The sequence below is a fragment of the Jutongia sp. genome (assembly GCF_057878315.1).
Genome location: NZ_DBLXSO010000047.1, coordinates 1 through 24,299 on the forward strand (window position 1 = coordinate 1; position 24,299 = coordinate 24,299).

The following is a 24,299-nucleotide window of genomic DNA, read 5'->3' on the forward strand; positions in this document are numbered from 1 at the left end:
ATAAATACGCATCCGTACGACTGAGCCCCATAGGTGGGCTCAGCTGTTTCGGACGGCACGCTCCCGCTACCACTGCACCACGCAGCGGTACATAACGCCCCGGATATTCAATGGAGCATCTATATCATTTGCAAAATCCGGGGTGTAAGTACCGGCGGGTGCAAGTGCCTTTCGAAACATCTGATTCCCACCTCGGGGCGAGTACGGCAGGATGCGTTTATCGAAGATCAAAGCAGCAAAGCAATCAGATTTTTCGAAATCCGTAAGTGACAAGACAATTTTTTAGTCATAGCTCACGGATTTTTAATATATTGGCAGGCAAAATATGATTTCTAAATAACCGGACATAAGAAATATTATGGGCAAATTTCCATCCTTGGTATGGGAAGCCTTAGTTAAACATTAATCCGAAGGTTTAAATACATATGATCAATCCCCCAAAATGTAAATCTCCCTCGGAAGAAATCTGATATTTTGCAAGGTGCTTGCCACCGTCGGCACTTATGCCCTGTCATTCAGGGCATTATGTGCCGTTACGTGTGGCATTGCAGCGAAAGCGTACCTGCAAAAATATCAGATTCTCCCGAGGGAGTTATTATTAACGTTTTCTATTTTTTCTTCTTACCGAAACGTCCTTTTTTCTTTTCTGTGGTCTCGTCGGCTTCTTCCTTTTCCTCCGGCTTTCCATACATTGCTTCATCGAACTTCTTTAAAAGCTCCTTCTGCTCTCCGTTCATCCTGGTCGGAACCTGTACCACCAAAGTCACATACTGATCACCACGGATCGACTTATTACGAAGAGACGGAACACCCTTGCCACGCAGTCTAATACGTGTATCTGTCTGCGTTCCCGGCTTCACGGTATACTCAACCTCGCCATCGACCGTCTTAATGCGGACATCCCCGCCAAGAGCAGCCTGTGCAAATGTGATCGGAGCAGAGGAATAAATATCAATACCCTGTCTCTGGAAGATCGGATGACGGCTTACTGCCACCTCTACCAGAAGATCGCCTCTTGGACCTCCGTTTACACCGGGATCACCCTTCTCACGGATACGGATGCTCTGGCCATTGTCAATACCTGCCGGAACAGTAACGGAAATCTTGCGCTTTCTTGTAATATAACCGGAGCCATGACAATCCGGACATTTCTCACGAATGATCTTACCGGTTCCACGACAGTCCGGACAGGTCTGAACATTTCTGACCATGCCAAACAGAGACTGCTGGGTAAATACCACCTGACCTTTACCACCACACTTGGAACATGTCTCCGGGGTGGTTCCTGCCTTGGCACCTGTGCCGTGGCAGCTCTCACACTCATCCTGCAGCGGAAGGTCCAGCTCCTTCTCGGTACCAAAGCATGCCTCCTCAAAGGTAATGCGGATCGTGTGGTGCAGATTCTGTCCCTTCATCGGACCATTACTCTGTGCTCTGGAACGACCGCCACCGAAGAAATCGCCAAAGATATCTCCGAAAATGTCACTCATATCCATTCCACTGAAATCGAAGCCGCCTGCTCCACCGCCTGCACCCCCTTCAAATGCCGCATGACCAAACTGATCGTACTGACGGCGCTTATCCGGATCACTCAATACGCTGTATGCCTCAGAAGCCTCTTTAAACTTTGCTTCTGCCTCCTTATCTCCCGGATTCATATCGGGATGATATTTCTTGGCTAACTTACGATATGCGGACTTTAATTCGGAATCGGATGCACTCTTGCTGACCCCGAGCACTTCATAATAATCTCTCTTCTCTGCCATAGCTCTCTCCATCTCTCATACTGTTCATTTATAGATAGACAGACCATTAACCGTAACGTCTGCCTGCTGCATTCGTGCAATCAATGGTCTATCTCATGTTTATTTATATTTAGCTTAAATCTCGCGGTAATCTCCATCGACAACATCATCGGAAGCATTGCCGGCGCCTGCGGCTCCACCCATGTTACCCATGTCCGGACCTGCACCTGCTGCTCCACCGTTTGCCTGAGCCTGCTGCTCATACATCTTGGTAAATACAGCCTGAGCTGCTTCCATCAGTTTCTCCTTACCAGCCTTTAATGCATCTACATCGGCATCAGAAAGCTCTTCCGGATTCGTCTTCTCAACTAATTCCTTCAAGCTGTCAAGCTCCGCCTGAACCTTTGCCTTCTCAGAAGCATCTACCTTGTCGCCAACCTCATCCAGAGCCTTCTGTGTCTGGAATACCATGGAATCAGCCTCGTTACGGGCATCAATGCCTTCCTTACGCTTCTTATCCTGTGCCTCAAACTCAGCAGCTTCCTTCACTGCCTTATCGATATCATCATCGGACATGTTTGATCCGGCTGTGATCGTGATATGCTGCTCCTTGCCGGTTCCAAGATCCTTAGCGGATACATTTACGATACCGTTTGCATCGATATCAAAGGTAACCTCGATCTGTGGAACACCACGACGTGCCGGAGGGATACCATCCAGACGGAACTGTCCAAGTGACTTGTTATCCTTCGCAAACTGACGCTCACCCTGAAGAACGTTGATATCTACTGCACTCTGATTATCTGCTGCGGTAGAGAAGATCTGGCTCTTCTTGGTAGGGATCGTTGTATTTCTCTCGATCAGCTTTGTAGCGATACCACCCATTGTCTCGATAGACAGGGAAAGTGGAGTAACATCCAGAAGAAGGATATCACCGGCACCTGCATCACCGGCAAGCTTACCACCCTGTACGGAAGCTCCGAGTGCAACGCACTCATCCGGATTTAAGGACTTGCTTGGCTCATGACCGGTCATCTGCTGTACCTTATCCTGTACAGCCGGGATACGTGTAGAACCACCGACCAGAAGAACCTTTCCAAGCTCTGAAGCCGTAATTCCTGCATCACGGAGTGCATTTGTTACAGGAGTTGCTGTTCTCTCAACCAGATCATGTGTCAGCTCATCAAACTTTGCTCTGGACAGGTTCATATCGAAATGAAGCGGTCCATTGTCATTCATGCTGATGAATGGCAGGTTAATGTTGGTTGTTGTTGCAGAAGAAAGCTCCTTCTTTGCCTTCTCTGCTGCTTCCTTTAATCTCTGAAGTGCCATCTTATCCTGAGACAGATCAACACCGTTTTCCTTCTTGAATTCTGCGATCATGTAATCTGTGATCTTCTGATCGAAATCATCACCACCGAGGTGATTATCTCCGGATGTTGCAAGAACCTCGATGACACCGTCACCAATCTCGATAATAGATACATCGAAAGTACCACCACCAAGGTCATAAACCATGATCTTCTGCTCTTTCTCGTTATCAAGACCATATGCAAGCGCTGCTGCAGTTGGCTCGTTGATGATACGCTTTACATCAAGACCTGCGATCTTACCGGCATCCTTTGTTGCCTGACGCTGTGCATCGTTGAAGTATGCAGGAACTGTAATAACAGCCTCTGTAACCTTCTCACCGAGATAATTCTCTGCATCTGCCTTCAGCTTCTGAAGGATCATTGCGGAAATCTCCTGTGGAGAATACTTCTTATCATCGATTGCAACGCGGTAATCGGTACCCATATGTCTCTTGATAGAAGAGATTGTCTTGTCAGCGTTTGTTACTGCCTGACGCTTTGCCGGCTCACCGACAAGTCTCTCACCGGATTTTGAAAATGCTACAACAGATGGTGTTGTACGTGCGCCCTCTGTATTTGTTACGACAACCGGTTTTCCACCTTCCATAACAGCGACGCATGAGTTTGTTGTTCCTAAGTCAATACCAATAATCTTTCCCATTGTTTTGTCCTCTCTTTCTCTATAATTCTTCTTTCATTGCTCTATCTTAAATTAACTGACTACCTTTACCATACTGTGGCGTACGACAGAATCCTGATACATATATCCCTTCTGCAATTCCTCTGCCACCGTTCCGCTTTCCATATCCTCTGACTCGACGGTCATAACCGCATTATGGAAATTCGGATCAAATTCCTGTCCCACTGCCTCGATCGGCTTGACTCCGATCTCATCCAGTGCTCCGAGCATCTGCTTGTAAACAAGCTCGATACCGTCTGCAAATGGCTTTCCCTTTTCCTCCTCCGGCATGGAAGCAAGACCTCTTTCAAAGTTATCAATGACCGGAAGGATCTTTTCAACCACTGACTTTGCACCGATCTCAAACATCTGGCTCTTTTCTTTTTCGGAGCGCTTCCGGAAGTTCTCGAACTCGGCAAGCTGACGCATTCTTGCATCCTCTAACTCAGCGATCTTTTCCTCCAGCTTGGAACTTTTCTTCTTGCCAAAGAGTGATTTCTTCTCTTCGCCAACGGCTTCTTTATCTTCAGCCACAGCTTCCTTCTCTTCTGCCTCACCGGCAGTCTCTGCTGTCACCTCACTGTCCTTTGTTGTTTCCTCTGTGTTCTCTGTCGTTGTCTCTTCTGTCATGTCCTGATTTGTTTCTTTCTCCTGACTCACCTTCTACCACCTCTCTTAAGCCATCCTCTGTGACTTACTTTTTGTCTTTAAATATGTCATCTAACTGCTCCATCATGGACTGCAGTGTAGCAACTACCTTGTCATAATCCATTCGCTTCGGACCTACGATCCCGACCTTGCCGTAAACACCATCGTCAATCCGGTAGGTCGCTGTTACCAGCGAACAATCCTTCATGGACTCAACCTGCGTCTCACCGCCGATGTAAACCTGTATGGCGTGGTTATCATCGTTCTGTCCGACCGGCTCCTGTTCGATCCATTCGTTTAAGTCCTTCTTCTCCTCAAATGCACTTAAGATCTGTGCTGCATTGGACTTGTCTGCAAGTTCCGGATACTTCAGAATATTTGTTGCTCCACTTGTGTAGATCTCCAGATCCTCATCCTCCGTCAAAGCACTGCCGATAATCTCAAGAACCGAATCGATCACACTGTTGTGTGCTCCCATCTGTTCCTTGATCTTCTGTATCACGGCAAGATTCATATCCATGACATCCAGACCATTTAAGGTTGTATTCATAATGAAGTTTAACCGAAGCAATGTCTCCTGATCCATGGAATCCTCCATATGGATCATTTTGTTCTTGACTACGTTGTTGTCCAAAACGATCACGACAAGAAGGCTTCTCTCATCCACCAGCGTAAGCTGAATGAACTTGACCTTCTTGGAGGCGTACCGCGGTCCCGAAACCATCGTGGCGTAATTCGTATTGACCGCCAGAAGCTTCGCAACCCGCTTGAGAAGATCATCGATCTTACCGGCCTTCTCTGTAAGCTCCGCTTTCATGTCATGCACTTCCTGTGCCTTGTCGTCCAACATCGTGTCAACGTAAAGACGGTAACCCTTATCGGAAGGAATACGTCCTGCCGAGGTATGCGGCTGTAAAATGTATCCCATCTCCTCCAGATCAGACATCTCATTTCGGATGGTAGCGGAACTGAGATTCAGATCAGAGTACTTGGAAATCGTTCTGGATCCTACCGGCTCACCCGTCTCTAAATATGTCCGGATAATCGCCTGAAGTATTTTAAGCTTTCTTTCATCCAGCTCCAAACTATCACTCCCTTGTCTTTATTTGTTAGCACTCTTTGAGGTGGAGTGCTAACATCTAATTAGTAAGATAGCACTATCATTTTTTATTGTCAAGATATTTTTGCTAATTTTTTCAGTTTTTTTCATGTTTCTTGCAAAACAGCCGAAATACCATATATAATAATGACACAAAGATGTTTGCCGGATCACCGAGATCATACAACAATCCGGTGCATTTATTATAGAAAGAATCACGATCTATTTATAGAAAGGTTTGGAATACATTATGGCAGATCCTATCATCACATCGACTAATACAGGCAACAGAGGAAATAATTTGACTATGACCGGAAACCAGGCTGCTGCCCGCAATAATCCGGGACAGGCAGGCCGCTCCGTCGGACAGATGAGCAGCTACGGTGTTGCAAGAAGCGGCATGAACCAGATCCGCCAGGGCGATGTGATCCGTGGGGAGATTTCCGACCTGCGCAACAATGAGATCACCATTACATTGGAAAATAATACGCTGATCAAGGGGCAGATTGCGGACAGTTCTTCCCTTTCCATCGGGCAGACTGCCGCCTTCCGCCTATCTTCCGTCTCTCCCTCCGGCGTTATGCTGGATGCGATTCCAAACAGCTACACAGAGACAGAGCTGACGCTGATCAACAAGGCTCTGGAGGAGGCATCTCTTCCGGCCACAGAGCGCAACCAGTCTGCCGTCAAGGCACTGATGGACAATCTGATGCCGATCAACAAACAATCGATCCAGCAGCTGATGCAACAGGCATATGATCTTGGTACGGATGACATGGAAACGCTCTGTCTGATGAACCGCAAGCAATACCAGGTTACCGCAGACAGCGTGGCACAGTTCAGTGCGTATCGTAACGGCACGCACTCGCTTCTTGCCCGTGTAGAAACCTTCTCCAACCAGATTCCGGAGCTTTTAGAGACTCTTGCCGGAAACGGTCCGTCCAACATTGTTGCGATGTTTGGCGAGAAGCTTTTAAGTATTGCACTTGCAGACGATGATTCCGCTGCAGCCGGTCGCACGAACGCAGACACCGCTTCCGCGCTCCCGACGATCGCGGATCTGTCGGAGGCTGATCTTTCTTCCTTAAAGACAATGCTTTCAGAAACACCGATGACCGACGAACAACTGGCTGCTTTTCAATCAGGCACCATGACCGGCAAGGAGGCGGCTCTGCTGATCCAGAAGGCGATTACAGGACAGACGATTGTTCTTTCGGAACATTGTCCTGCCGCCGAACTGCAGGCAAAATCTGACGAGATCCTTCAATTATTAAATCCGCAGCCGGCTTCTTCCCTGTCCGGGGAATTAACCACATTAGAAAGCGTTCTTTCCGGAAAAATCGCGGAAAGCACAGAAACAGATGCCATTTTACCGGACGCTTCCTCCGATGCAGCAAACAGCAACGCTGCAGAAGCCTCCGCCGATTCCGTATCCGCACGTTCCTTTGCCGGACGCCTGTTTCATAACCTGTCCGATGCCGCCAGGTCGTCTTTCCAGAATATCAATGAGATGTTAGCCGCCCCGCACGAGGGTTCTGCCAATATCACTCATACCCCTGCCGTTATCGACACGCTCCTTTCCGGTGTCACATCCTTTGGCAGACAAAACAGCCAGCTTTTCCTGCAGCTTACTCCCGAAATGCGCTCTGAGCTTGCCCGTTATCTGCATGGTATGGGTGTTGATTCCGGGATCACTGACCGCGTTTTATCCGGTGACATCTCTGCCACAGATACACTTGCTGCGATCAAAAACAGTATCGCACATTCCGACAGCGCCCTGACACAGAATCTGTTTCAGACCGAAGCATTCCGGACACTGTTTCAAAATGTGCTGCTTGACAGCTTTACGATCTCCCCGCACCGGCTTGCCAAAACAAACGAGCCGGACTCGTTCTATCAGTCTATGGAGCAGAAAATGAACTCCTTTGAGACGCTGATCAATACCACGCTTTCCGGCAGCGATTCCGGGCAGCTTTCCGGTCAGGCTCATGATATGCAGGGCAACATTGACTTTATGAAGTCCTTAAACCAGGCATTTGCCTATATGCAGCTTCCTCTGAAGCTGCAGAACCAGAACGCGCACGGAGATCTCTACGTCTATACCAAAAAGGATAAAATGAAGCAGAATCCGCAAAAGCTGAGTCTGATGCTTCATCTGGAAATGGATCACCTCGGTACCGTCAATGTCCGTCTGGAAAAGGATCATCAGAATATCAAGGCTGATTTTCATCTGGAAAAGGAGGATTCCCTTCGCCTGATCGAACGCAATACACATCTTCTGACCGATTCTCTCACTGAAAAAGGCTATACCTGTCAGGTTCAGGTACAGCCTCTTACACAGTCGGAAACGCCGGTTCAGGATTTTCTCAACGCAAAGGTAACACCGTCTGCATCCCATGAAATGAAACGGTTCTCCTTTGATATCCGGGCATAAAAGATTAAAAGCAGTTCTTTGCCCTTATACACTACTCTTGTGCCTTTTCTATCCGTTATCAAAAAGGCGGTACCCGTTTCCTGAGTACCGTCTTTTTTCAAACTATCACAAAAATATTCCACAACGCGAATATTCCTCTTTGATCTGTTCTTTATTATTCTGCCGCAACATTTTCCTGCGCCTCAGCCCGTTTATATTCCTCCTCCATCTCCTCGAAGATGTAGTCAAATACAGCAGGCATCCCGGTAAATGTACATCCATAATGATACAGACCGTCCTCACTCTTACTCTGGCGGATGATCTGGATCACACAGTTGATCGCATTCTGGCTGCTATGAAATTCCAGCCGGGAATTGAAATAAAACCCGATTGGCAAAACACTTTTGGTGACAAAGCCAATGCCGTCACGGCAGATATCAATGACCTCGATCGGTGCATTGATATTACTGACCTTTACATTATCCTGTTTGAAGATATCGGAAACCTCCAGATTCATCTTCACCGGGATCCGGATATTTCTTCTCTGTTCCGTCATGCTGCACCCCATTTCCTATTTAGCCCAAAACTTCCTTCAGAATCTTATTGACCATTCCAGGATCAGCCTTCCCCTGCATAGCCTTCATAGTCTGACCAACCAGGAAGCCGATCGCTTTCTTCTTACCGCTGTTGTAATCCTCAACGGACTTTGGATTGTCCGCAACGACCTTCTCGATCACCTCACGAAGAGCACCATCATCGGATACGGTCTTCAAGCCCTTCTCCTCAACATACTTCTCCGGATCAACATTATTCTTAAAGACCTCCTCGAACACTTCCTTTGCCACAGAGCTGTTGATCTCTCCGGCATCTGCCAGCTCGATCAGCTTTGCGAGATTCTCCGGTGCGAAGGAAATATCCTCTGCCTCCATCTCGTTCTCCTTCAGAAGGCGCATCGTCTCTACCATCAACCAGTTGGAAACCTTCTTTGGCTTATTGCAGATTGCTGTCGTAGCCTCAAAGATGTCTGCCATCTTCTTGGTTCCTGTGATGATCTCTGCATCATACTCAGGAATGTCATATTCCTTTTTGTAACGCTCCAGCTTTTCAGAGCGAAGCTCCGGCTGTCTGTCCTTTACTTCCTTTAACCACTCGTCGCTGATCACGATCGGAACAAGATCCGGCTCCGGGAAATAACGGTAATCCTGTGCATCCTCCTTGGAACGCATCGCATAAGAAGACTCCTTATTGTCATCCCATCTTCTTGTCTCCTGAATAACCTGACGGCCTTCCTCCAGAAGCTCGATCTGACGTGCTCTCTCACCCTCGATAGCATGAGAGATTGCTTTGAAAGAGTTCAAGTTCTTCATCTCGGTACGTGTTCCGAATTCTGTCGCTCCAACCTCTCTGACGGAAAGGTTGACATCGGCACGCATGGAACCCTCCTGAAGCTTACAGTCAGAAGCGCCAAGATACTGAATGATCATACGAAGCTTCTCCAGATAAGCAATTACCTCGTCAGCAGAACGCATATCCGGCTCGGATACGATCTCGATCAAAGGCACACCGGAACGGTTGTAATCAACCATAGAGCTGCCTGTCCAGTCATCATGCACCAGCTTACCGGCATCCTCCTCCATATGGATCTCATGGATTCCGACAGTCTTCTTGCCGGCAGCCGTCTCGATCTCAATGCCGCCGTTGCGGCAGATTGGCAAATACAGCTGGGAAATCTGATAGTTCTGTGGATTATCCGGATAGAAATAATTCTTCCGGTCAAATTTACAATACTGGGTAATACTGCAGTTTGTGGCAAGACCAACCGCAATCGCATACTCTACCACCTGCTTATTTAAAACTGGCAGAGAACCGGGCATACCGGTACAAACCGGGCATGTATGAGTATTCGGTGCTCCTCCAAACTCGGTAGAACAGCCGCAGAAAATCTTTGTTTTTGTCGCAAGCTCGACATGGACCTCAAGTCCTATCACAGTCTCATATTGTTTCATCTTTCCGGTCTCCTTTCTATTCTGCCAGAAGCGGGCTAAATGCCGGCTCTCTTGTCTGCTCGTATGCATATGCAGCCTGTATGATCTTCTTCTCCTGGAAGCAGTCACCGATCAGCTGTAAACCGATCGGAAGTCCCTTTGAGTCAACGCCGCAAGGAACAGAAATACCGGGAAGGCCTGCAAGATTGACAGAAATGGTATAAATATCGCCCAGATACATCTTGATCGGATCACTGAGACTCTCACCAAGCTTTGGTGCCGTTGTCGGTGCTGCCGGTCCAAGGATCATATCGTACTTCTCAAACGCCTTGTCAAAAGCTTTCTTGATCAGTGCCTTTGTACGAAGAGCCTTCAGATAATAAGCATCATAATAACCGGAGCTTAATACGAAGGAACCAAGCATGATACGACGCTTCACCTCTGCGCCAAAGCCCTCGGAACGTGTCTTTTTGTACATGTTGTGAAGTCCCTCATACTCTTTGGTACGATAACCGTACTTCACACCATCGAAACGCTCTAGATTGGAGCTTGCCTCTGCACAGGCGATAACATAATATGCCGGGATCGCATACTCTACAAGACTCAGTTCAAACTCCTCAACGATGGCACCCTTCTCCTCCAGCTTCTTTGCTGCGTTAAGAACGGCTTCCTTAACCTCAGGATCAAGCCCCTCTCCGAAATAATCCTTCGGAATACCGATCTTCATACCCTTCACATCATCCACCAGAGCGGAGGTAAAATCCGTATCCTTGCGTTCAACAGAGGTAGAATCCTTCAGATCATGGGAAGCGATCGTCTCGAGGATCGTTGCACAGTCGGTCACATCCTTTGCAACCGGTCCGATCTGATCCAGAGAAGAACCGTAAGCGATCAGTCCGTAACGGGAAACGGTTCCGTAGGTCGGCTTAATACCTGTCACACCACAGAAGGAGCTTGGCTGACGGATGGATCCGCCCGTATCGGAACCAAGTGCATAGAAGCACTCTCCTGCTGCAACAGCCGCACAGGATCCACCGGAAGATCCTCCCGGTACATGCTCGGTGTTCCATGGGTTCTTTGTCTCGCCGAAGGCAGATGTCTCGGTGGTGCTTCCCATGGCAAACTCGTCCATATTTGTCTTTCCAAGGATCACGGCTCCTGCCTTCTGCAGATTAAGCACTGCCTCGGATGTAAATGTCGGTACAAAGTTTCCTAAAATCTTAGAGCTGCAGGTAGTCAGAAGACCCTCGGTACACATATTATCCTTGATCGCTACCGGTACACCTGCCAGCGGAGAGGTAAGCTCTCCTGCATCGATCTTTTTCTGTACTTCCTTTGCCTGCTTCAGCGCACCCTCACGATCCACTGTCACAAAGCTGTTAACTTTATCTTCCTTTGCCTCAATGGCATTAAGAGCAGCCTCTGTCGCCTCAACCACAGAAACCTCTCCTGCTTTTATCTTCTTGCCCAGCTCTACAGCCGTAAGCTGCATCAATGACATTAAATCACCAATCCTTTCCTGTTGATCTTTCATTTAAAACATCTGTCCAATCGCAATACCGCATGCTTTGCGCCACCGGCACAAAGCTGCTGTGTGAAACTATACGGTTTTAGGAACTAAAAATGCATTTTCTTTTACTTCCGGTGCATTTGCAAGTGTTGCCTCATGTCCGTCTCCGTTTGTTACGACATCCTCACGGAATACATTATTCACCGGAAATACATGCGACATCGGCTCTACACCGGTGGTATCAAGCTCATTCAGCTTGTCGATATAATCTAACATTTCGCCCATATCCTTTTTGGCACGCTCCTGCTCTTCCTTGTTCAGTTCCAGCTTTGCCAGAATACCAACGTACTCAATTGTTTCATCAGATATTACATTTGCCATATCTATATCCTGCCTTTCTATTTGTGCTCATACTACGGCTCCAGACGGCTTAAGTCTCTTGGGAAGAGTGTTGTCTCGCGGACATTCTCCTCTCCCAGAAGCTGCATTGTCAGTCGTTCCATACCGATTCCAAGTCCACCGTGTGGCGGCATACCATGCTTGAATGCGCTCAGATACTGTTCCATGCCTTCCTCGGTCATGCCACGCTTCTCCATCTTGGCAAGAAGCTCCGGATAGCTGTGGATACGCTGACCACCTGTGGTGATCTCGAGTCCGTGATACAGAAGGTCGAAGCTTAAGGTATATGTCTCATCCTCCGGATCATCCATTGCATAGAACGGACGCTTCTTGGATGGATAATGTGTGATAAATACGAAATCTGCATCACATTCCTCTTTATAATACTGACCGATCAGCGCCTCTTCCTCAGGCTCCAGATCGTATGGGTTTCTGATCTCACGGTTGTACTTCTCCGCAACCTGCTTCTTCGCCTCATCAAAACGAACGCAAGGGATCTTGTCCGTCTTTGGCAGTGTCACACCAAGGATCTTTAACTCTCTGCTGTACTCTTTCTCGAGAAGTGCCATTGTGTACTGCAAAAAGCCTGTCTCCATCGCCATGATATCCTCAAAGCCATCGATATAACCCATCTCAAAATCGAGAGAAGTATACTCGTTCAGGTGACGCTTTGTGTTGTGCTTCTCGGCACGAAATACCGGTGCGGTCTCAAAGACACGGTCAAATACGCCAACCATCATCTGCTTGTAAAACTGCGGACTCTGCTGTAAGATCGCAGGTCTGTGAAAATACTCCAGTTTAAAAAGGTTTGCACCACCCTCGGCACTCTTTGCGCCAAGCTTTGGTGTATGGATCTCGGTAAAGCCCTGCTCATACAGGAAATCACGGAAACCTCTTACCAGTCCCTCCTGAATACGGAACTTCGCACGCTCACGCACATTACGAAGAGAAACCGGACGATAGTTTAATTTCGCTTCGAGAGATGTCTTTAATTTCCATTTGGAGATCTGCAGAGGCATCTGCTCTGTCGGCTCAGACAGGATACGGATCGTGTTCAGACGAAGCTCCACACCGTTTGGTGCGCGGTCCTCCTTTGCAAGAACGCCCTCTACCTCAACGGTAGCTGCCTCCTTTAAGGTCTTGAGATCGAACTTTGTCACACCCTCCTCATAGACACACTGCAAAAGTCCCTCTCTCTTACGAAGAACGACAAATGCCACATCACCCATGTCACGGATCGTATGCACGGCACCGTTGACCTTGATGGTCTTGCCCTCATAATCTCCGGCAAGGATCTCACTGATCTCCAGTGTATCCTTTTTTGCAACTCCACTTATAAATTCCATAATAAAACCATGCCTTTCCGTATCCTGGAAACCTCGCCCCAGATACTGTTGTTTTCTTGATGCTGATCCCCCTGGGAATATCCCACAGAAACCAAAAAGTCCCGGAAAATGGTCAATAACCACTTTCCGGGACGGATTCTCTTCCGCGGTACCACCCGCAATTCACAGACTGTCACCTACAGAGAACACCAGCAACCCGGCTCCTCTGCAATCATACGATCTGCATCTCTTCACATAACGCCGTGTCCGCGCATGAACCTACTCGATCTACCCTGTTCAGTTCACAAACTCCGGAGTGTTCTCCATCCTGTCCTCTGCCGTCCGGATGCTCTCAGTCGGTGGCATCCCGTTCCTGTCAAAAAGCATGGTTTCAGAACTTCGTCTCCTTCTCAGTCTTTCTCTGAATGAAATTCAAAACTATATATTAGCATACCACAAGCATTTTGTGATTGCAAGTGATTTCTCCTGTAAAACCTGCTTAAAAATTGCGTCCGTTCCAGCCCCAGTCATCAATTCCCTGATAGGTCACATAAACGGCACTTCCCGGTATGCCAAGCTCCTCCTGCAGAATGTCACAGATCTTCGCAGTCATTGTATCACAGGCTCCCGACTGCAGCTTTCCGTATACCTTTACGGACACGAAGGCCGCCTTATCTAACTTCTCTCCGCCCATGTACAGGTCATATTCATCGTCAAACCCAACCATCAGGAAATTCTCTGTCTTACCAAGAAGCCCGATCGCCTGTCCAAGCTTCGTCTTGATCTGCTCCTTCTGGCTGTCGCTCATTTTTACGGTTACCTTTGAATCAATAAATGGCATAATCTTTCTCCTTTCTTACTGTGCCGGATTTTCCAACAACGCCTTGCTCTTCTTCAGATCCAGCATAAGCGGATGGCTTCCCTCGTTATATTTCACGTTGAAAGTCACCTTCGCCCGGTCAAGATCTGTAAACGGAAGCAGCTTATCTGTGCTCACCGTCGGTGCTAACTCCAGATAAACCGTCTGCTGTGCTTTTAACACAATATCCCCGGTGACCGCACTGTAATATCTTCCGTCTGTGCTGTAGCGGTCCACCCTGAGCTTCATCTGCTGAACAGACGGCTTTTTCTTTGGCTTGCCGGAGCTTTTTGCCAAACTCTGCTGCGTAAAATAATCCTGCGTTACGAGATATTTCATGGTAAGCTTTCCTGAGAGAACTCCCGCTGAAAGCGTCAGCACACCGTTTTTATTGTCGGCACTTGTCAGCGCAACGATAACATTGTTGCGATAGCTGTCCGGCTCTCTGACAAGCCGCATCGTATATACACCATCCGGCTCTGCCGCCCGGATCCGGATCACCGGTGACCAGTCACCATAGACCTCTTTCCCATTCATCATGGCATATGCGCGCACCTTATAATAATAGCTTTTTCCCTGTTTGACGTCCGTATCCGCATAAGCTTTTCCAAAGTCATAATCCGCACAGGACACGTCCTTTACGATTCCACGCTTCAAAACCTTCAGATCATTTTCGGACGTGCCGCGGTAAATCTCCACTCCCTCCGGTTCTGCAGATTCCTTACCGTTTGCCCCAAACGAATACTGAAGCATTGTCGTCCCAAGAGTTTCCTGCTTATTCTTCGTAACTGCATCATTCCAGAACGCACCACCGACACCGGTATAGATCTCACATTCCGCTTCCACAGTATCCGGCATCTCATTGGCACTGTAGGCAAACAGATCAGTTCTGCTGTACTCACAGGCAGCCTGTATTTTATAATAATAGTCTGTTCCAAGCTGTGCCGTATCATCCTGAAAAGATGTTTTCGAAGATGACAGCTTCTTTAGGGTCTCCCAGTCTGTTCCTCCATTTTCACTGCGAAGTACCGTGTACGAAGCGGCTCTGCTGACCTTCGACCAGGTCAGAGCCACTGCCGCACCATCTGCAAGCTTTGCCGAAACCTTCAGCGAATCGATCGGACGGACCTCTGCCGCCATCGATGCGGTAAATGCGTCACTGGAAGCCTCGTCCTGCCCGTCTGCCGGCTTACAGCTTACAAGCAAGGTCGCACAGCACAGGCACAATATCCCGGCCATTACTGTCTTTTTCTGCATATTTTATCATTCCTTTATCTTATTCTACTATTCCTATCCAAATAGCCCTGTGAAAAAATCCTTGATCGCATCAAAAATATTAGAAAAGAAGCCTCCAACCTTCTCGGAAAGTCCTTCTGTATCCACCTTACTGAAATCGATTCCGGAGTCCTTCAGCTTATTGTAAATATCCTTCGCCTGATCCTTGATTGCATCCACATCAACATCCACCTTGGAAACCTTTTCCATCATGTCTGTGATCTTGTTGACATCGTCATCAGACAGCTTGATATCCAGTGCATTGGCAGACGCATTAATGGCATCCTTAATGTCATCTCTTGTTGTCAGATTATCCGAGAATACCTTCTGCTTCACGGCAGCCACAAGCTGCTCCACCTTCTCGGAATCTCCGATCGAATCCGCAAGCTCCGCTGTTGTCACAAGCTCATCCGTTGCCGCATCCATCGTGGACTCTGAGATATCCTTGCCGGTCATGACGGAATACGCCTTCATTGCTCCGACCAGCGCCGAAGTACCGGAAATTCCAAATGGTCCGACTACCGTCACCTGTGCATCCTCCAGTCCTGCCGTGACAAGTGCATTGCAGTACATACCGGAGGTACAGTATGTGATATTCTTCGTCTCAACCTGAATACCGCTGCCCTTCTCCGTCTTTACGATCATAACAGAGGATAAAGCACGGCTTCCGATCACCTTTGCATCAATGTAATCGCCAAGATAATCATGTTCCTCCTGATTCGTGATCTCAATTGTCTTATAATCAGACAGATCAGACTCATTGATTCCGAACTGCTGCAATACTTTCTGCTTCTCGGATGCCTTCAGATCCTGACCAAATGCAATATAACGATCGTAGCTGGTGTCTTCTCCGCTCACCACCGCATCCGCTGACGCAGATTTTACCGGAACGCCCAGAAGCAATACTCCCAGAAGAGCACCAAATATTATTTTCATTCCCTGTTTCATGGTAAATTCGATCCTTTCCAATGTATATTCTACGTTGTATCGGTGTAAGTATAGCACAAAAGCCCCCCACAGGAAAGTGGGGAGCTTCTCAATTTCATAAAAACATAATGATTACAAGCCGGAATGATACGGCTGTCCAGATCAGAAATCTTAGATTGCCTTGCCGGACTGGATTCTCTCCATTGCACGCTTTGTGTTCTCAAGACTTCCGAAGGCAGTCAGTCTGAAGTAGCCCTCTCCGCTCGGTCCAAATCCGGAACCGGGAGTACCGACAATGTTAAGGTTCTCCAGAAGATAATCAAAGAACTCCCAGGACGTCATCTGATCCGGTGTCTTTAACCAGATATACGGAGCATCCGTACCACCATATACCTCATAGCCTGCTGCTGTCAGACCCTCACGGATCAGCTTGGCATTATTCATATAATAAGCGATCTGCTCGTTTGTCTGCTTTCTTCCCTCATCGGTATAAACTGCAGCACCGGCTGCCTGGATAATGTAAGGTGCACCGTTAAACTTCGTACCATGACGGCGTGCCCAGAGGCTGTGAAGTGTCACATCACCGGACTTAAGCTCCTTAGGTACTACGGTAAAGCCAAGACGTGTTCCTGTAAAGCCTGCATTCTTAGAGAAGCTGCGAAGCTCGATCGCGCAGGCAGTTGCACCCTTGCACTCATAAATGCTGTGAGGAACATTCTCAGAGGAAATATATGCCTCATACGCAGCATCATAAATAATGACAGCACCAACCTTTAATGCATAATCAACCCATACCTGAAGCTGATCCTTCGTGATCGTTGTTCCGGTTGGATTGTTCGGGAAACAAAGATAAATGATGTCCGGCGTCTCCTTTGGAAGCTCCGGCACAAAATTATTCTCCTTGGTACATGGCATGTAGATCACGTCAGACCATTTCTCGGTATCCGGATCATATGTACCGGTACGACCAGCCATTGCATTGGTATCTACATAAACCGGATATACAGGATCACATACAGCGATCTTATTATCCTGGCTGAAAATATCTCCGATATTACCGGAATCACTCTTTGCACCATCACTGACAAAGATCTCATCAGCCTTGATATCACAGCCTCTTGCCTGATAATCCTTCTGCGCGATCACATCACGAAGAAATGCATATCCAAGATCCGGTGCATATCCCTTGAAGGTCTCCTTTCTGGACATCTCATCAACGGCACTGTGCAGACGATCGATCACTGCCGGTGCCAGTGGTAATGTGACATCACCGATACCAAGACGGATAATTTCCTTGCTGGGATTTGCCTCGCTGTACGCAGCAACCTTCTTAGCAATTGTAGAAAAAAGATAACTTCCCGGTAATTTTAAATAATTGTCATTAATCTTAAACATGGTATTGCCCCTTTCTATAATTCTCTGTCCCATAATTGGTACAGTATTAAGCGTATCATTAACGGTCTAACACCTTATGTGCGAGATTCTTAACCTTTTGCTTAATTCCGTTAATTGGTGCTTTCAATTCTGCAAGCTCTTCATTCTTCTGCAGGATACGGTCTCTCTGCATAACAATAATCTTGCCAAGGATCTCAACCATCTCCTCTGCGGAGTATGTCTCAGCTTCTCCGTCACCCTCGGTAACAACCTCATCCTTAAAAAGGATACCGTCCTCTCTGCCAAGATAATCTCTGGCAATCTTCTCGTTCCCCTCTCTGTACTTTTCTAAGAATTCTGCATGCTCCTTCTCTGAAAAATACTTGCCGGTGGAATAGCCGCCCTCTCCAACCATCTCCTGCTGGATCGTCGTAAGCATCGGTACCACAAAATTAAGCTTTGTAGTGAAACGCGGATTATTATTTAACAGACGCTTTACCTCAAGGCACGCACCCTCAAGACTTGCATTTACAACATGGTCGGACTGCTTATATTCATCTGTCATTTCCAGATCAAATAAATGCAGGAAATCAGAAATAATATTGCCGCCGTAATACTGCTGCTTCTCATATACACGGACGATCATATTCTCCCTGCCGACCGCATCTGCCATTTCCTTCAGACGCTTCTGATAATCCAGCTTAAAATACTTCGCCTTCTTGGATACCAGATAATCACTGAAGGAGGTTGTCATATTCTCCTTGACCTGCTGTGCCCAGTATGACTGGATCAGAAGATCCTGTCTGCGCAGATATACGATGATCTTTAAATCTGCTCCTGCCTCCGCAAGTTTCTCTTTATAATGATTTAAACGCTCCGTATTGATATCCTTGTTGTTCCAGATCTGCTCGTCTGAAAGCACAAAATTCGGAAATCTGTCCAGCATTCCGATCAGTTTCTCGAGTGCCTGATCTGCAGTCTCACGTTCCCGGTCGCGAAGACGCTTGTGATTCTCATCGTAAATATATGCATTCAAACAGTGTGCATTACGATTGGAGTTGATCCCCGGAAAGTCAAACCCAAGATTCGGATAACAGACTCCCTTTTCCTTTAATAACTTACGATTCTTTGTAAAAAAGACCTGAATTGCAGAGGTACCCGTCTTTGGTGTACCCACATGAATGTATACTGTAGACATATCTTCCTCCTTTAAATTTACAAAAGAAAAAACCCCGAAAGCAATAGCTTCCGAGGTGCCCCTGCCAAGGATTCATCCGCATCACACACTCAATCCCTGCGCAATCGAGGTGACAGGATTTGAACCTGCGACCTCTGCGTCCCGAACGCAGCGCTATACCAAACTTAGCCACACCTCGAATTTGGTTGTAATCCCTGTATGTGAAATTCACGATATACAGTAAAATACTGCAGTCGTAAAACCACGGTTATTATATTAGCACACTTATTTTTTGTTTGCAAGTCTTTTTGTTAAAATCTTTTCTAACATGTCGAGCGCACGCTTATTTTTCTCAACATCATGCACACGCACAAAGTCCCAGCCTGCCATTCCTGCAAGCACAGAGGTCACCATGGTTCCCTCTTCTCTCTCGGTCACCGGCAGATCTAAGGTAAGACCAATCACTGACTTGCGGGAAGCAGCCAGCAAAAGCGGCATGTCAAAGTCCGAAAAATCTTCCAGATTGGCAAGGATCTCCAGATTCTGCTCATAATCCTTTGCAAATCCAACACCCGGATCAAGGATCATCTGTGCGCGGTCAATCCCCGCGTTCTCACCGATCGCAATGCTGTCGGAAAGATCCTCCTTCACTTCCTTCAGAAAATCCGTATATACTGCTTCCTGGCGATTGTGCATCACGCAGACCGGCACATCATGCTTTGCAATGATCTCAGCCATCGTGCCACATTTCCAGACAGATGTCTGCCCATCCGGTGCAAAAAGCTTATCATAGCGCAGTCCCCAGATATCATTGGCAAGATCTGCTCCCGCCGCAAGTGCCGCATCCATGACCGGTGCCTTGTAGGTATCAATCGAGATCGGAACATCAAAGCGTGCTTTCACCGCCTCAATGATCCCGGTCACACGCGCGATCTCCTCCGGTACAGTGATCTTCTGATAACCGGGTCTTGTAGACTCTCCTCCCACATCAATGATATCCGCCCCCTGCTTCACCATCTCTTCCACATGACGCAGTGCAGCGTCCTTATCGTTAAACCTGCCTCCATCTGAAAAAGAATCCGGAGTTACATTCAGGATTCCCATAATATAAACATGTCCCTGTCCAAAATTAAATTCTCTGTTTCCTATTTCCATATCTTCTTCCTCTCGTCTGTCATTATACTTATCTATCCCATTTTACGGACACGATCTGCATCTGTCCCATTATCTGGACATGATCCTGAAGAAACGATCCTGCATCTCGGCACTCTGCATCTCTCCGCGGACTGCATAGGTCATCGTCTTTGCACCGGGCTTTTTGATTCCACGCATGGTCATGCACATATGCTCTGCCTCGATCATAACGATAACACCTTTCGGCTCCAGATACTTCATGATCTCATCAGCAATCTGTGCCGTCATCTGCTCCTGTATCTGTGGCCGGCGTGCAAAGACCTCCACCGCACGCGGAAGCTTGCTCAGTCCGACTACCTTTCCATCCGGAATATATCCGATGTTCACCGTTCCGTAGAACGGCAGTAAATGATGCTCGCAGACGGAATAAAATGAGATATCCCTCACAACAACCATTTCATTATTCTCGGCGGAAAATGTACGTTCTAACACATCCTTGGCGTTATTGCCGACTCCTCCAAAGATTTCCTTGCACATTTCACTGATCCGCGACGGAGTGTCCAAAAGCCCCTCCCGGTCTACATCTTCGCCGATTCCTTCCAAAAACAGTCTTACCGCCTGTTCAATTTTCTCTTTGTCCATTTTTACTCCAATCCGCTGCAGACATACAGCAGTTTCTTTTCTCAAATACGAACACCATTCTATCAAATATACCGGCTGGTGTCAAAAAAGCGATAGACCTCATGCAGGAAGGACAGACTTCCAAAGATAACGGTTTTATGCCTGTGTCCGTTTCTGGCGATCTCCCGCAATGCCTGTGCCACCGTCTGACAACTTTGCACCGGGATATTTCTTTCGTACCGGCCGCACTTTTCTGTCACGACCGCAGCCAGCTCCTCCGGATCCATTCCGCGCTCTCCTGCCGCTTTCACCGTATAAACATTTGAGGCAAGTGGAAGCATTTCATCCAGGATCTTCTGATATTCTTTGTCCCGGAACACCCCGAATATATAACAAAATCTCTGTGCCGGGAAATAGATCTCCAGTGACTTTTTCAGTGCCGCCGCACCATCCGGATTATGTGCACCGTCCAGAATCAGGAACGGGTCCTTTGAGATCAGCTCAAAGCGTCCCATCCAGCGCGTCCCGCGAAATGCTGTCTGCACCGAACTGATATTCACCTTATGAAATCCGGTCTGCGCCAACAACTTTAATGCCTCGAAGGCAATCACTGCATTTTCCGGCTGATACGCCCCTAACTGCCGAATCTCGAGAGGATATCCCCGATACCGGAAGCTCGTCTTATCAAGGGTATAATCCTTCTGTCTGATCTGTTCCGGCTCTGCCACACGAAGCTTTAATCCCCGGTGCTGGCAGATCTCCTTGAGCATCTCCATCACCGGCTGCTCCTGACGCACGGAAACAACCGGACAACCCGCCTTGATAATGCCAAATTTGTTGGAGGCAATCTCCTCCAATGTATTTCCCAGAAATCCGGTATGATCCCTACTGATCTTTGTAAATACGGTAAGCACCGGCTTCTCGATAATATTCGTGGCATCAGTACTGCCTCCCATACCGACCTCGATCACGGCAACATCCGTATGCCAGCGTACCATCTGCTCAAATGCCATAACCGTCTCAATCTCAAATGCCGTTGGGCTTTCTCCGCCCACCTGTTCCATTTTTCGGACACACTGCGCGATCTGCGTGATCCGTTCCGCCACCTCTTCCTCTGAGATCCACGCCGTATCGGTCCCAAAATGATTTCCCAAGACCCGTTGAATCTGTTCTCTCGGATCAAACAATGCCGGAGACGCAAATCGTCCCACACTGTAGCCGGACATTGCAAGGGCATTTGCAATATACGCCCCCACAGAGCCTTTTCCATTGGTTCCCGCAATATGTACGATGCGAAGCTTTCTCTCCGGATGTCCCATCAACCCGGCAAGCTTCATCACACGATCCAGAGAATAGTCACTGGCAAGTCTCCCCCGGATCTCCTCAATATATGCAGTTGCTTCCTGATAATTCATATGAATCACCGTTCCTCTCACCAAAAAAGGGCTCTGGTAAAAGAGGGTGCTTTATCCCTCCTTTACCGAAGCCCCATAAATATACATTTTATCAATCGATCCAGATGTCAAATATCATAACACCGTAATTATTTGATAATACGAACCTTTAATACACCGTCAATCGCACTGAGCTTCTCTGCAAATGCCTCTGTAGAATCAGAGTCAATATCAAAGATACAGTAAGAATAATCGCCACGGCTCTTATTCGTCATATGAGCGATGTTGATGCCCTCAGAAGAGAATACGTTTGTAAACTGAGTCAGCATGTTCGGAATATTCTTATGTGCTACCGTAATTCTGCCCTTTGTCTCGCAGACACCTGCGTCACATGCCGGATAGTTTACGGAATTGCGGATATTACCGTTCTCCATGAAGTCACGGATCTCCTCCACTGCCATGATCGCACAGTTATCCTCGGACTCCTCGGTAGAAGCACCAAGATGTGGAGTTGCGATAACGTTTGGCATCTTAACAACTGCAGGATTCGGGAAGTCTGTTACATACTTTGCAACCTTTCCGGACTCAAGTGCTTCCTTCATATCGTCATCATTTACCAGAAGATCACGGGCAAAGTTTAATACAACAACACCGTCCTTCATCTGATCGAAGGCAGCCTTGTTCAAAAGCCCCTTTGTCTCCGGCATATACGGTACATGTACTGTAATATAATCACAGGTCTTGTAAAGCTCATCATAGCTCTTGCAGACAGTAATATCTCTGGAAAGTGTCAGCGCATTCTTAACGGAAAGGAACGGGTCAACACCGTACACATCCATACCAAGACGGTTTGCTGCATTGGCTACCAGTACACCGATTGCACCGAGACCGATAACACCAAGCTTCTTTCCCTTAAGCTCGGAACCGGCAAAGTTCTTTTTGGCTTTCTCCATAGATTTAGAGATATTCTCATCGTCTGCGTTTGCCTTAACCCAGTCGATGCCACCAACGATATCACGGGCAGCTAAAAGCATACCGGAGATTAAAAGCTCCTTTACACCGTTTGCATTGGCACCCGGTGTGTTGAATACAACGATACCCTTCTCAGCGCACTTGTCAAGCGGAATATTATTGACACCGGCACCGGCTCTTGCGATCGCGCAGAGCTTATCAGACAGCTCCATATCATGCATTGCAGCACTGCGGACTAATACCGCATCAGCCTGTGCAAAATCCTCTGTCTTTGTATAATCCTCTGTCAGATTATCAAGTCCCACTGCTGCGATGGGATTTAAGCATGTATACTGAAACATTATGCATTCTCCTCCTCAAACTTCTTCATGAACTCTACAAGCTTCTCTACGCCCTCCTTAGGCATAGCATTGTAGATACTTGCTCTCATACCACCTACGGTACGATGACCCTTGAGGTTCACAAAACCAGCCTCCTCAGCCTCTTTTACGAACTTCGCATCCAGATCCTTGTCTCCTGTGACAAACGGAACGTTCATCAGAGAACGGTCTTCCTTCACAACAGTTCCCTTGAACATCTTGCTGGAATCAAGGAAATCGTAAAGGATCTTTGCCTTCTCCTCATTACGCTGCTTCATCACCTCTAAGCCGCCCATCTTCTTGAGCCACTTAAATACCTTGCCACAGATATAGATGCCGTATGCAGGCGGTGTGTTGTAAAGAGAATCTGCATCTGCATGTGTCTTGTACTGAAGCATCGTCGGTGTACCGGGAAGTACATCCTCTGTGATCAGATCCTCGCGAATGATCACGATAACAACACCGGCAGGTCCGATGTTCTTCTGAACACCACCGTAGATCACACCATACTTTGTTACGTCTACCGGCTCAGAAAGGAAGCAGGAAGATACGTCTGCTACAAGAGTCTTTCCCTTTGTATTTGGAAGCTTCTTGTACTTTGTTCCGTAAATCGTATTGTTCTCACAGATATAAACATAATCTGCATCCTCCGAAATTGGCAGATCCGAGCAATCAGGAATATACGAGAATGTCTTATCCTCGGATGAGGCAATCTTGTTTGCCTTTCCATATTTCTGTGCTTCTGTGTAAGCTTTCTTTGCCCACTGTCCGGTTACAATATAATCAGCTACGCCGTTCTTCATCAGATTCATAGGAATCATCGCAAACTGCTGTGATGCGCCGCCCTGAAGGAATAATACCTTGTAGTTATCCGGAATGTTCATTAACTCCCGAAGATCCTTTTCTGCTGTCTTGATAATGTTGTCATATACTTTCGAGCGATGGCTCATCTCCATTACCGACATGCCGGATCCCTGATAATCCAACATCTCATCAGCAGCTTCTTTGAGTACTTCCTCCGGTAATACGGCCGGACCAGCTGAAAAATTATA

The 24,299-nt window shown here is 47.4% G+C and carries 20 protein-coding genes and 1 tRNA gene; 1 reads left to right on the plus strand and 20 read right to left on the minus strand.

The window, feature by feature from the left end:
• Positions 1-608: 608 nt before the first annotated feature.
• From dnaJ to hrcA, 4 genes are all read right to left on the minus strand, one after another.
• Positions 609-1,766, minus strand: a complete 1,158-nt coding sequence (gene dnaJ, locus ACZLMD_RS10460) for a molecular chaperone DnaJ (RefSeq protein WP_455057504.1) — start codon at positions 1,764-1,766, stop codon at positions 609-611.
• A 114-nt stretch (positions 1,767-1,880) separates the two neighbouring features.
• Entirely contained in the window at positions 1,881-3,758 is a 1,878-nt protein-coding gene (gene dnaK, locus ACZLMD_RS10465; RefSeq protein WP_487601144.1) for a molecular chaperone DnaK, read from the minus strand.
• A gap of 51 nt (positions 3,759-3,809) precedes the next feature.
• The gene (grpE, locus tag ACZLMD_RS10470) at positions 3,810-4,406 is read right to left on the minus strand and encodes a nucleotide exchange factor GrpE (protein ID WP_489495671.1); all 597 of its coding nucleotides are present in this window, start codon (positions 4,404-4,406) and stop codon (positions 3,810-3,812) included.
• A 64-nt stretch (positions 4,407-4,470) separates the two neighbouring features.
• Positions 4,471-5,508 (minus strand): heat-inducible transcriptional repressor HrcA, encoded by a 1,038-nt coding sequence (gene hrcA / locus ACZLMD_RS10475; RefSeq protein ID WP_022304972.1) that lies wholly within the window; start codon positions 5,506-5,508, stop codon positions 4,471-4,473.
• A gap of 265 nt (positions 5,509-5,773) precedes the next feature.
• On the opposite strand from hrcA, the gene ACZLMD_RS10480 reads away from it, so the two are divergent.
• The gene (locus ACZLMD_RS10480; RefSeq protein ID WP_489495668.1) at positions 5,774-7,957 is read left to right on the plus strand and encodes a flagellar hook-length control protein FliK; all 2,184 of its coding nucleotides are present in this window, start codon (positions 5,774-5,776) and stop codon (positions 7,955-7,957) included.
• A 154-nt stretch (positions 7,958-8,111) separates the two neighbouring features.
• On the opposite strand, the gene ACZLMD_RS10485 is transcribed toward ACZLMD_RS10480, so the two are convergent.
• The 16 genes from ACZLMD_RS10485 to serC all read right to left on the minus strand — a co-directional run.
• On the minus strand, positions 8,112-8,492 hold the full coding sequence (locus ACZLMD_RS10485) for a PilZ domain-containing protein (RefSeq protein ID WP_482522214.1): 381 nt from the start codon (positions 8,490-8,492) through the stop codon (positions 8,112-8,114).
• Positions 8,493-8,511: 19 nt separating this feature from the next.
• Positions 8,512-9,942 (minus strand): Asp-tRNA(Asn)/Glu-tRNA(Gln) amidotransferase subunit GatB, encoded by a 1,431-nt coding sequence (gene gatB, locus ACZLMD_RS10490; protein ID WP_022304976.1) that lies wholly within the window; start codon positions 9,940-9,942, stop codon positions 8,512-8,514.
• Between the two features lie 16 nt (positions 9,943-9,958).
• On the minus strand, positions 9,959-11,422 hold the full coding sequence (gene gatA, locus ACZLMD_RS10495) for an Asp-tRNA(Asn)/Glu-tRNA(Gln) amidotransferase subunit GatA (RefSeq protein ID WP_118561211.1): 1,464 nt from the start codon (positions 11,420-11,422) through the stop codon (positions 9,959-9,961).
• Positions 11,423-11,521: 99 nt separating this feature from the next.
• Positions 11,522-11,812, minus strand: coding sequence for an Asp-tRNA(Asn)/Glu-tRNA(Gln) amidotransferase subunit GatC (gene gatC / locus ACZLMD_RS10500; protein ID WP_022304978.1), 291 nt, complete (start codon positions 11,810-11,812; stop codon positions 11,522-11,524).
• A 32-nt stretch (positions 11,813-11,844) separates the two neighbouring features.
• Positions 11,845-13,176 (minus strand): aspartate--tRNA(Asn) ligase, encoded by a 1,332-nt coding sequence (gene aspS, locus ACZLMD_RS10505; RefSeq protein ID WP_022304979.1) that lies wholly within the window; start codon positions 13,174-13,176, stop codon positions 11,845-11,847.
• Between the two features lie 478 nt (positions 13,177-13,654).
• Positions 13,655-13,996 (minus strand): phenylpyruvate tautomerase MIF-related protein, encoded by a 342-nt coding sequence (locus tag ACZLMD_RS10510; protein WP_022304980.1) that lies wholly within the window; start codon positions 13,994-13,996, stop codon positions 13,655-13,657.
• Positions 13,997-14,011: 15 nt separating this feature from the next.
• Positions 14,012-15,271, minus strand: coding sequence for a fibronectin type III domain-containing protein (locus tag ACZLMD_RS10515; RefSeq protein WP_482522215.1), 1,260 nt, complete (start codon positions 15,269-15,271; stop codon positions 14,012-14,014).
• Positions 15,272-15,304: 33 nt separating this feature from the next.
• Positions 15,305-16,237 (minus strand): DUF1002 domain-containing protein, encoded by a 933-nt coding sequence (locus ACZLMD_RS10520; protein ID WP_482523542.1) that lies wholly within the window; start codon positions 16,235-16,237, stop codon positions 15,305-15,307.
• A 150-nt stretch (positions 16,238-16,387) separates the two neighbouring features.
• Positions 16,388-17,611, minus strand: a complete 1,224-nt coding sequence (locus tag ACZLMD_RS10525; RefSeq protein WP_118561217.1) for an LL-diaminopimelate aminotransferase — start codon at positions 17,609-17,611, stop codon at positions 16,388-16,390.
• 58 nt (positions 17,612-17,669) lie between these two features.
• Positions 17,670-18,788 carry a hypothetical protein gene (locus ACZLMD_RS10530; protein WP_022304984.1) on the minus strand — a complete coding sequence of 373 codons (1,119 nt, stop codon included), beginning with the start codon at positions 18,786-18,788 and terminating at the stop codon, positions 17,670-17,672.
• A 104-nt stretch (positions 18,789-18,892) separates the two neighbouring features.
• A tRNA-Pro gene (locus ACZLMD_RS10535) sits at positions 18,893-18,966 on the minus strand.
• 86 nt (positions 18,967-19,052) lie between these two features.
• A complete protein-coding gene (folP, locus tag ACZLMD_RS10540; RefSeq protein ID WP_489495669.1) occupies positions 19,053-19,922 on the minus strand; it encodes a dihydropteroate synthase in 870 nt (289 codons plus the stop codon).
• Between the two features lie 69 nt (positions 19,923-19,991).
• Positions 19,992-20,543, minus strand: coding sequence for a GTP cyclohydrolase I FolE (gene folE, locus ACZLMD_RS10545; protein ID WP_022304986.1), 552 nt, complete (start codon positions 20,541-20,543; stop codon positions 19,992-19,994).
• A 62-nt stretch (positions 20,544-20,605) separates the two neighbouring features.
• Positions 20,606-21,937: a bifunctional folylpolyglutamate synthase/dihydrofolate synthase gene (locus ACZLMD_RS10550; RefSeq protein ID WP_484104727.1), complete on the minus strand. Its 1,332-nt coding sequence runs from the start codon at positions 21,935-21,937 to the stop codon at positions 20,606-20,608.
• A gap of 128 nt (positions 21,938-22,065) precedes the next feature.
• Positions 22,066-23,229, minus strand: coding sequence for a phosphoglycerate dehydrogenase (locus ACZLMD_RS10555; RefSeq protein ID WP_022304988.1), 1,164 nt, complete (start codon positions 23,227-23,229; stop codon positions 22,066-22,068).
• Positions 23,229-24,299: 3-phosphoserine/phosphohydroxythreonine transaminase (gene serC / locus ACZLMD_RS10560; protein WP_489495670.1), on the minus strand; the 1,071-nt coding region annotated here is incomplete at its 5' end. The genes ACZLMD_RS10555 and serC, both read right to left, overlap by 1 nt.

Coding starts and splice junctions, on each gene's coding strand:
- dnaJ (WP_455057504.1), bottom strand. CDS start 1,766: ATGGCAGAGAAGAGAGATTATTATGAAGTGCTCGGGGTCAGCAAGAGT.
- dnaK (WP_487601144.1), bottom strand. CDS start 3,758: ATGGGAAAGATTATTGGTATTGACTTAGGAACAACAAACTCATGCGTC.
- grpE (WP_489495671.1), bottom strand. CDS start 4,406: ATGACAGAAGAGACAACGACAGAGAACACAGAGGAAACAACAAAGGAC.
- ACZLMD_RS10480 (WP_489495668.1), top strand. CDS start 5,774: ATGGCAGATCCTATCATCACATCGACTAATACAGGCAACAGAGGAAAT.
- ACZLMD_RS10485 (WP_482522214.1), bottom strand. CDS start 8,492: ATGACGGAACAGAGAAGAAATATCCGGATCCCGGTGAAGATGAATCTG.
- gatB (WP_022304976.1), bottom strand. CDS start 9,942: ATGAAACAATATGAGACTGTGATAGGACTTGAGGTCCATGTCGAGCTT.
- gatA (WP_118561211.1), bottom strand. CDS start 11,422: ATGTCATTGATGCAGCTTACGGCTGTAGAGCTGGGCAAGAAGATAAAA.
- gatC (WP_022304978.1), bottom strand. CDS start 11,812: ATGGCAAATGTAATATCTGATGAAACAATTGAGTACGTTGGTATTCTG.
- aspS (WP_022304979.1), bottom strand. CDS start 13,176: ATGGAATTTATAAGTGGAGTTGCAAAAAAGGATACACTGGAGATCAGT.
- ACZLMD_RS10510 (WP_022304980.1), bottom strand. CDS start 13,996: ATGCCATTTATTGATTCAAAGGTAACCGTAAAAATGAGCGACAGCCAG.
- ACZLMD_RS10515 (WP_482522215.1), bottom strand. CDS start 15,271: ATGCAGAAAAAGACAGTAATGGCCGGGATATTGTGCCTGTGCTGTGCG.
- ACZLMD_RS10520 (WP_482523542.1), bottom strand. CDS start 16,237: ATGAAACAGGGAATGAAAATAATATTTGGTGCTCTTCTGGGAGTATTG.
- ACZLMD_RS10525 (WP_118561217.1), bottom strand. CDS start 17,611: ATGTTTAAGATTAATGACAATTATTTAAAATTACCGGGAAGTTATCTT.
- ACZLMD_RS10530 (WP_022304984.1), bottom strand. CDS start 18,788: ATGTCTACAGTATACATTCATGTGGGTACACCAAAGACGGGTACCTCT.
- folP (WP_489495669.1), bottom strand. CDS start 19,922: ATGGAAATAGGAAACAGAGAATTTAATTTTGGACAGGGACATGTTTAT.
- folE (WP_022304986.1), bottom strand. CDS start 20,543: ATGGACAAAGAGAAAATTGAACAGGCGGTAAGACTGTTTTTGGAAGGA.
- ACZLMD_RS10550 (WP_484104727.1), bottom strand. CDS start 21,937: ATGAATTATCAGGAAGCAACTGCATATATTGAGGAGATCCGGGGGAGA.
- ACZLMD_RS10555 (WP_022304988.1), bottom strand. CDS start 23,229: ATGTTTCAGTATACATGCTTAAATCCCATCGCAGCAGTGGGACTTGAT.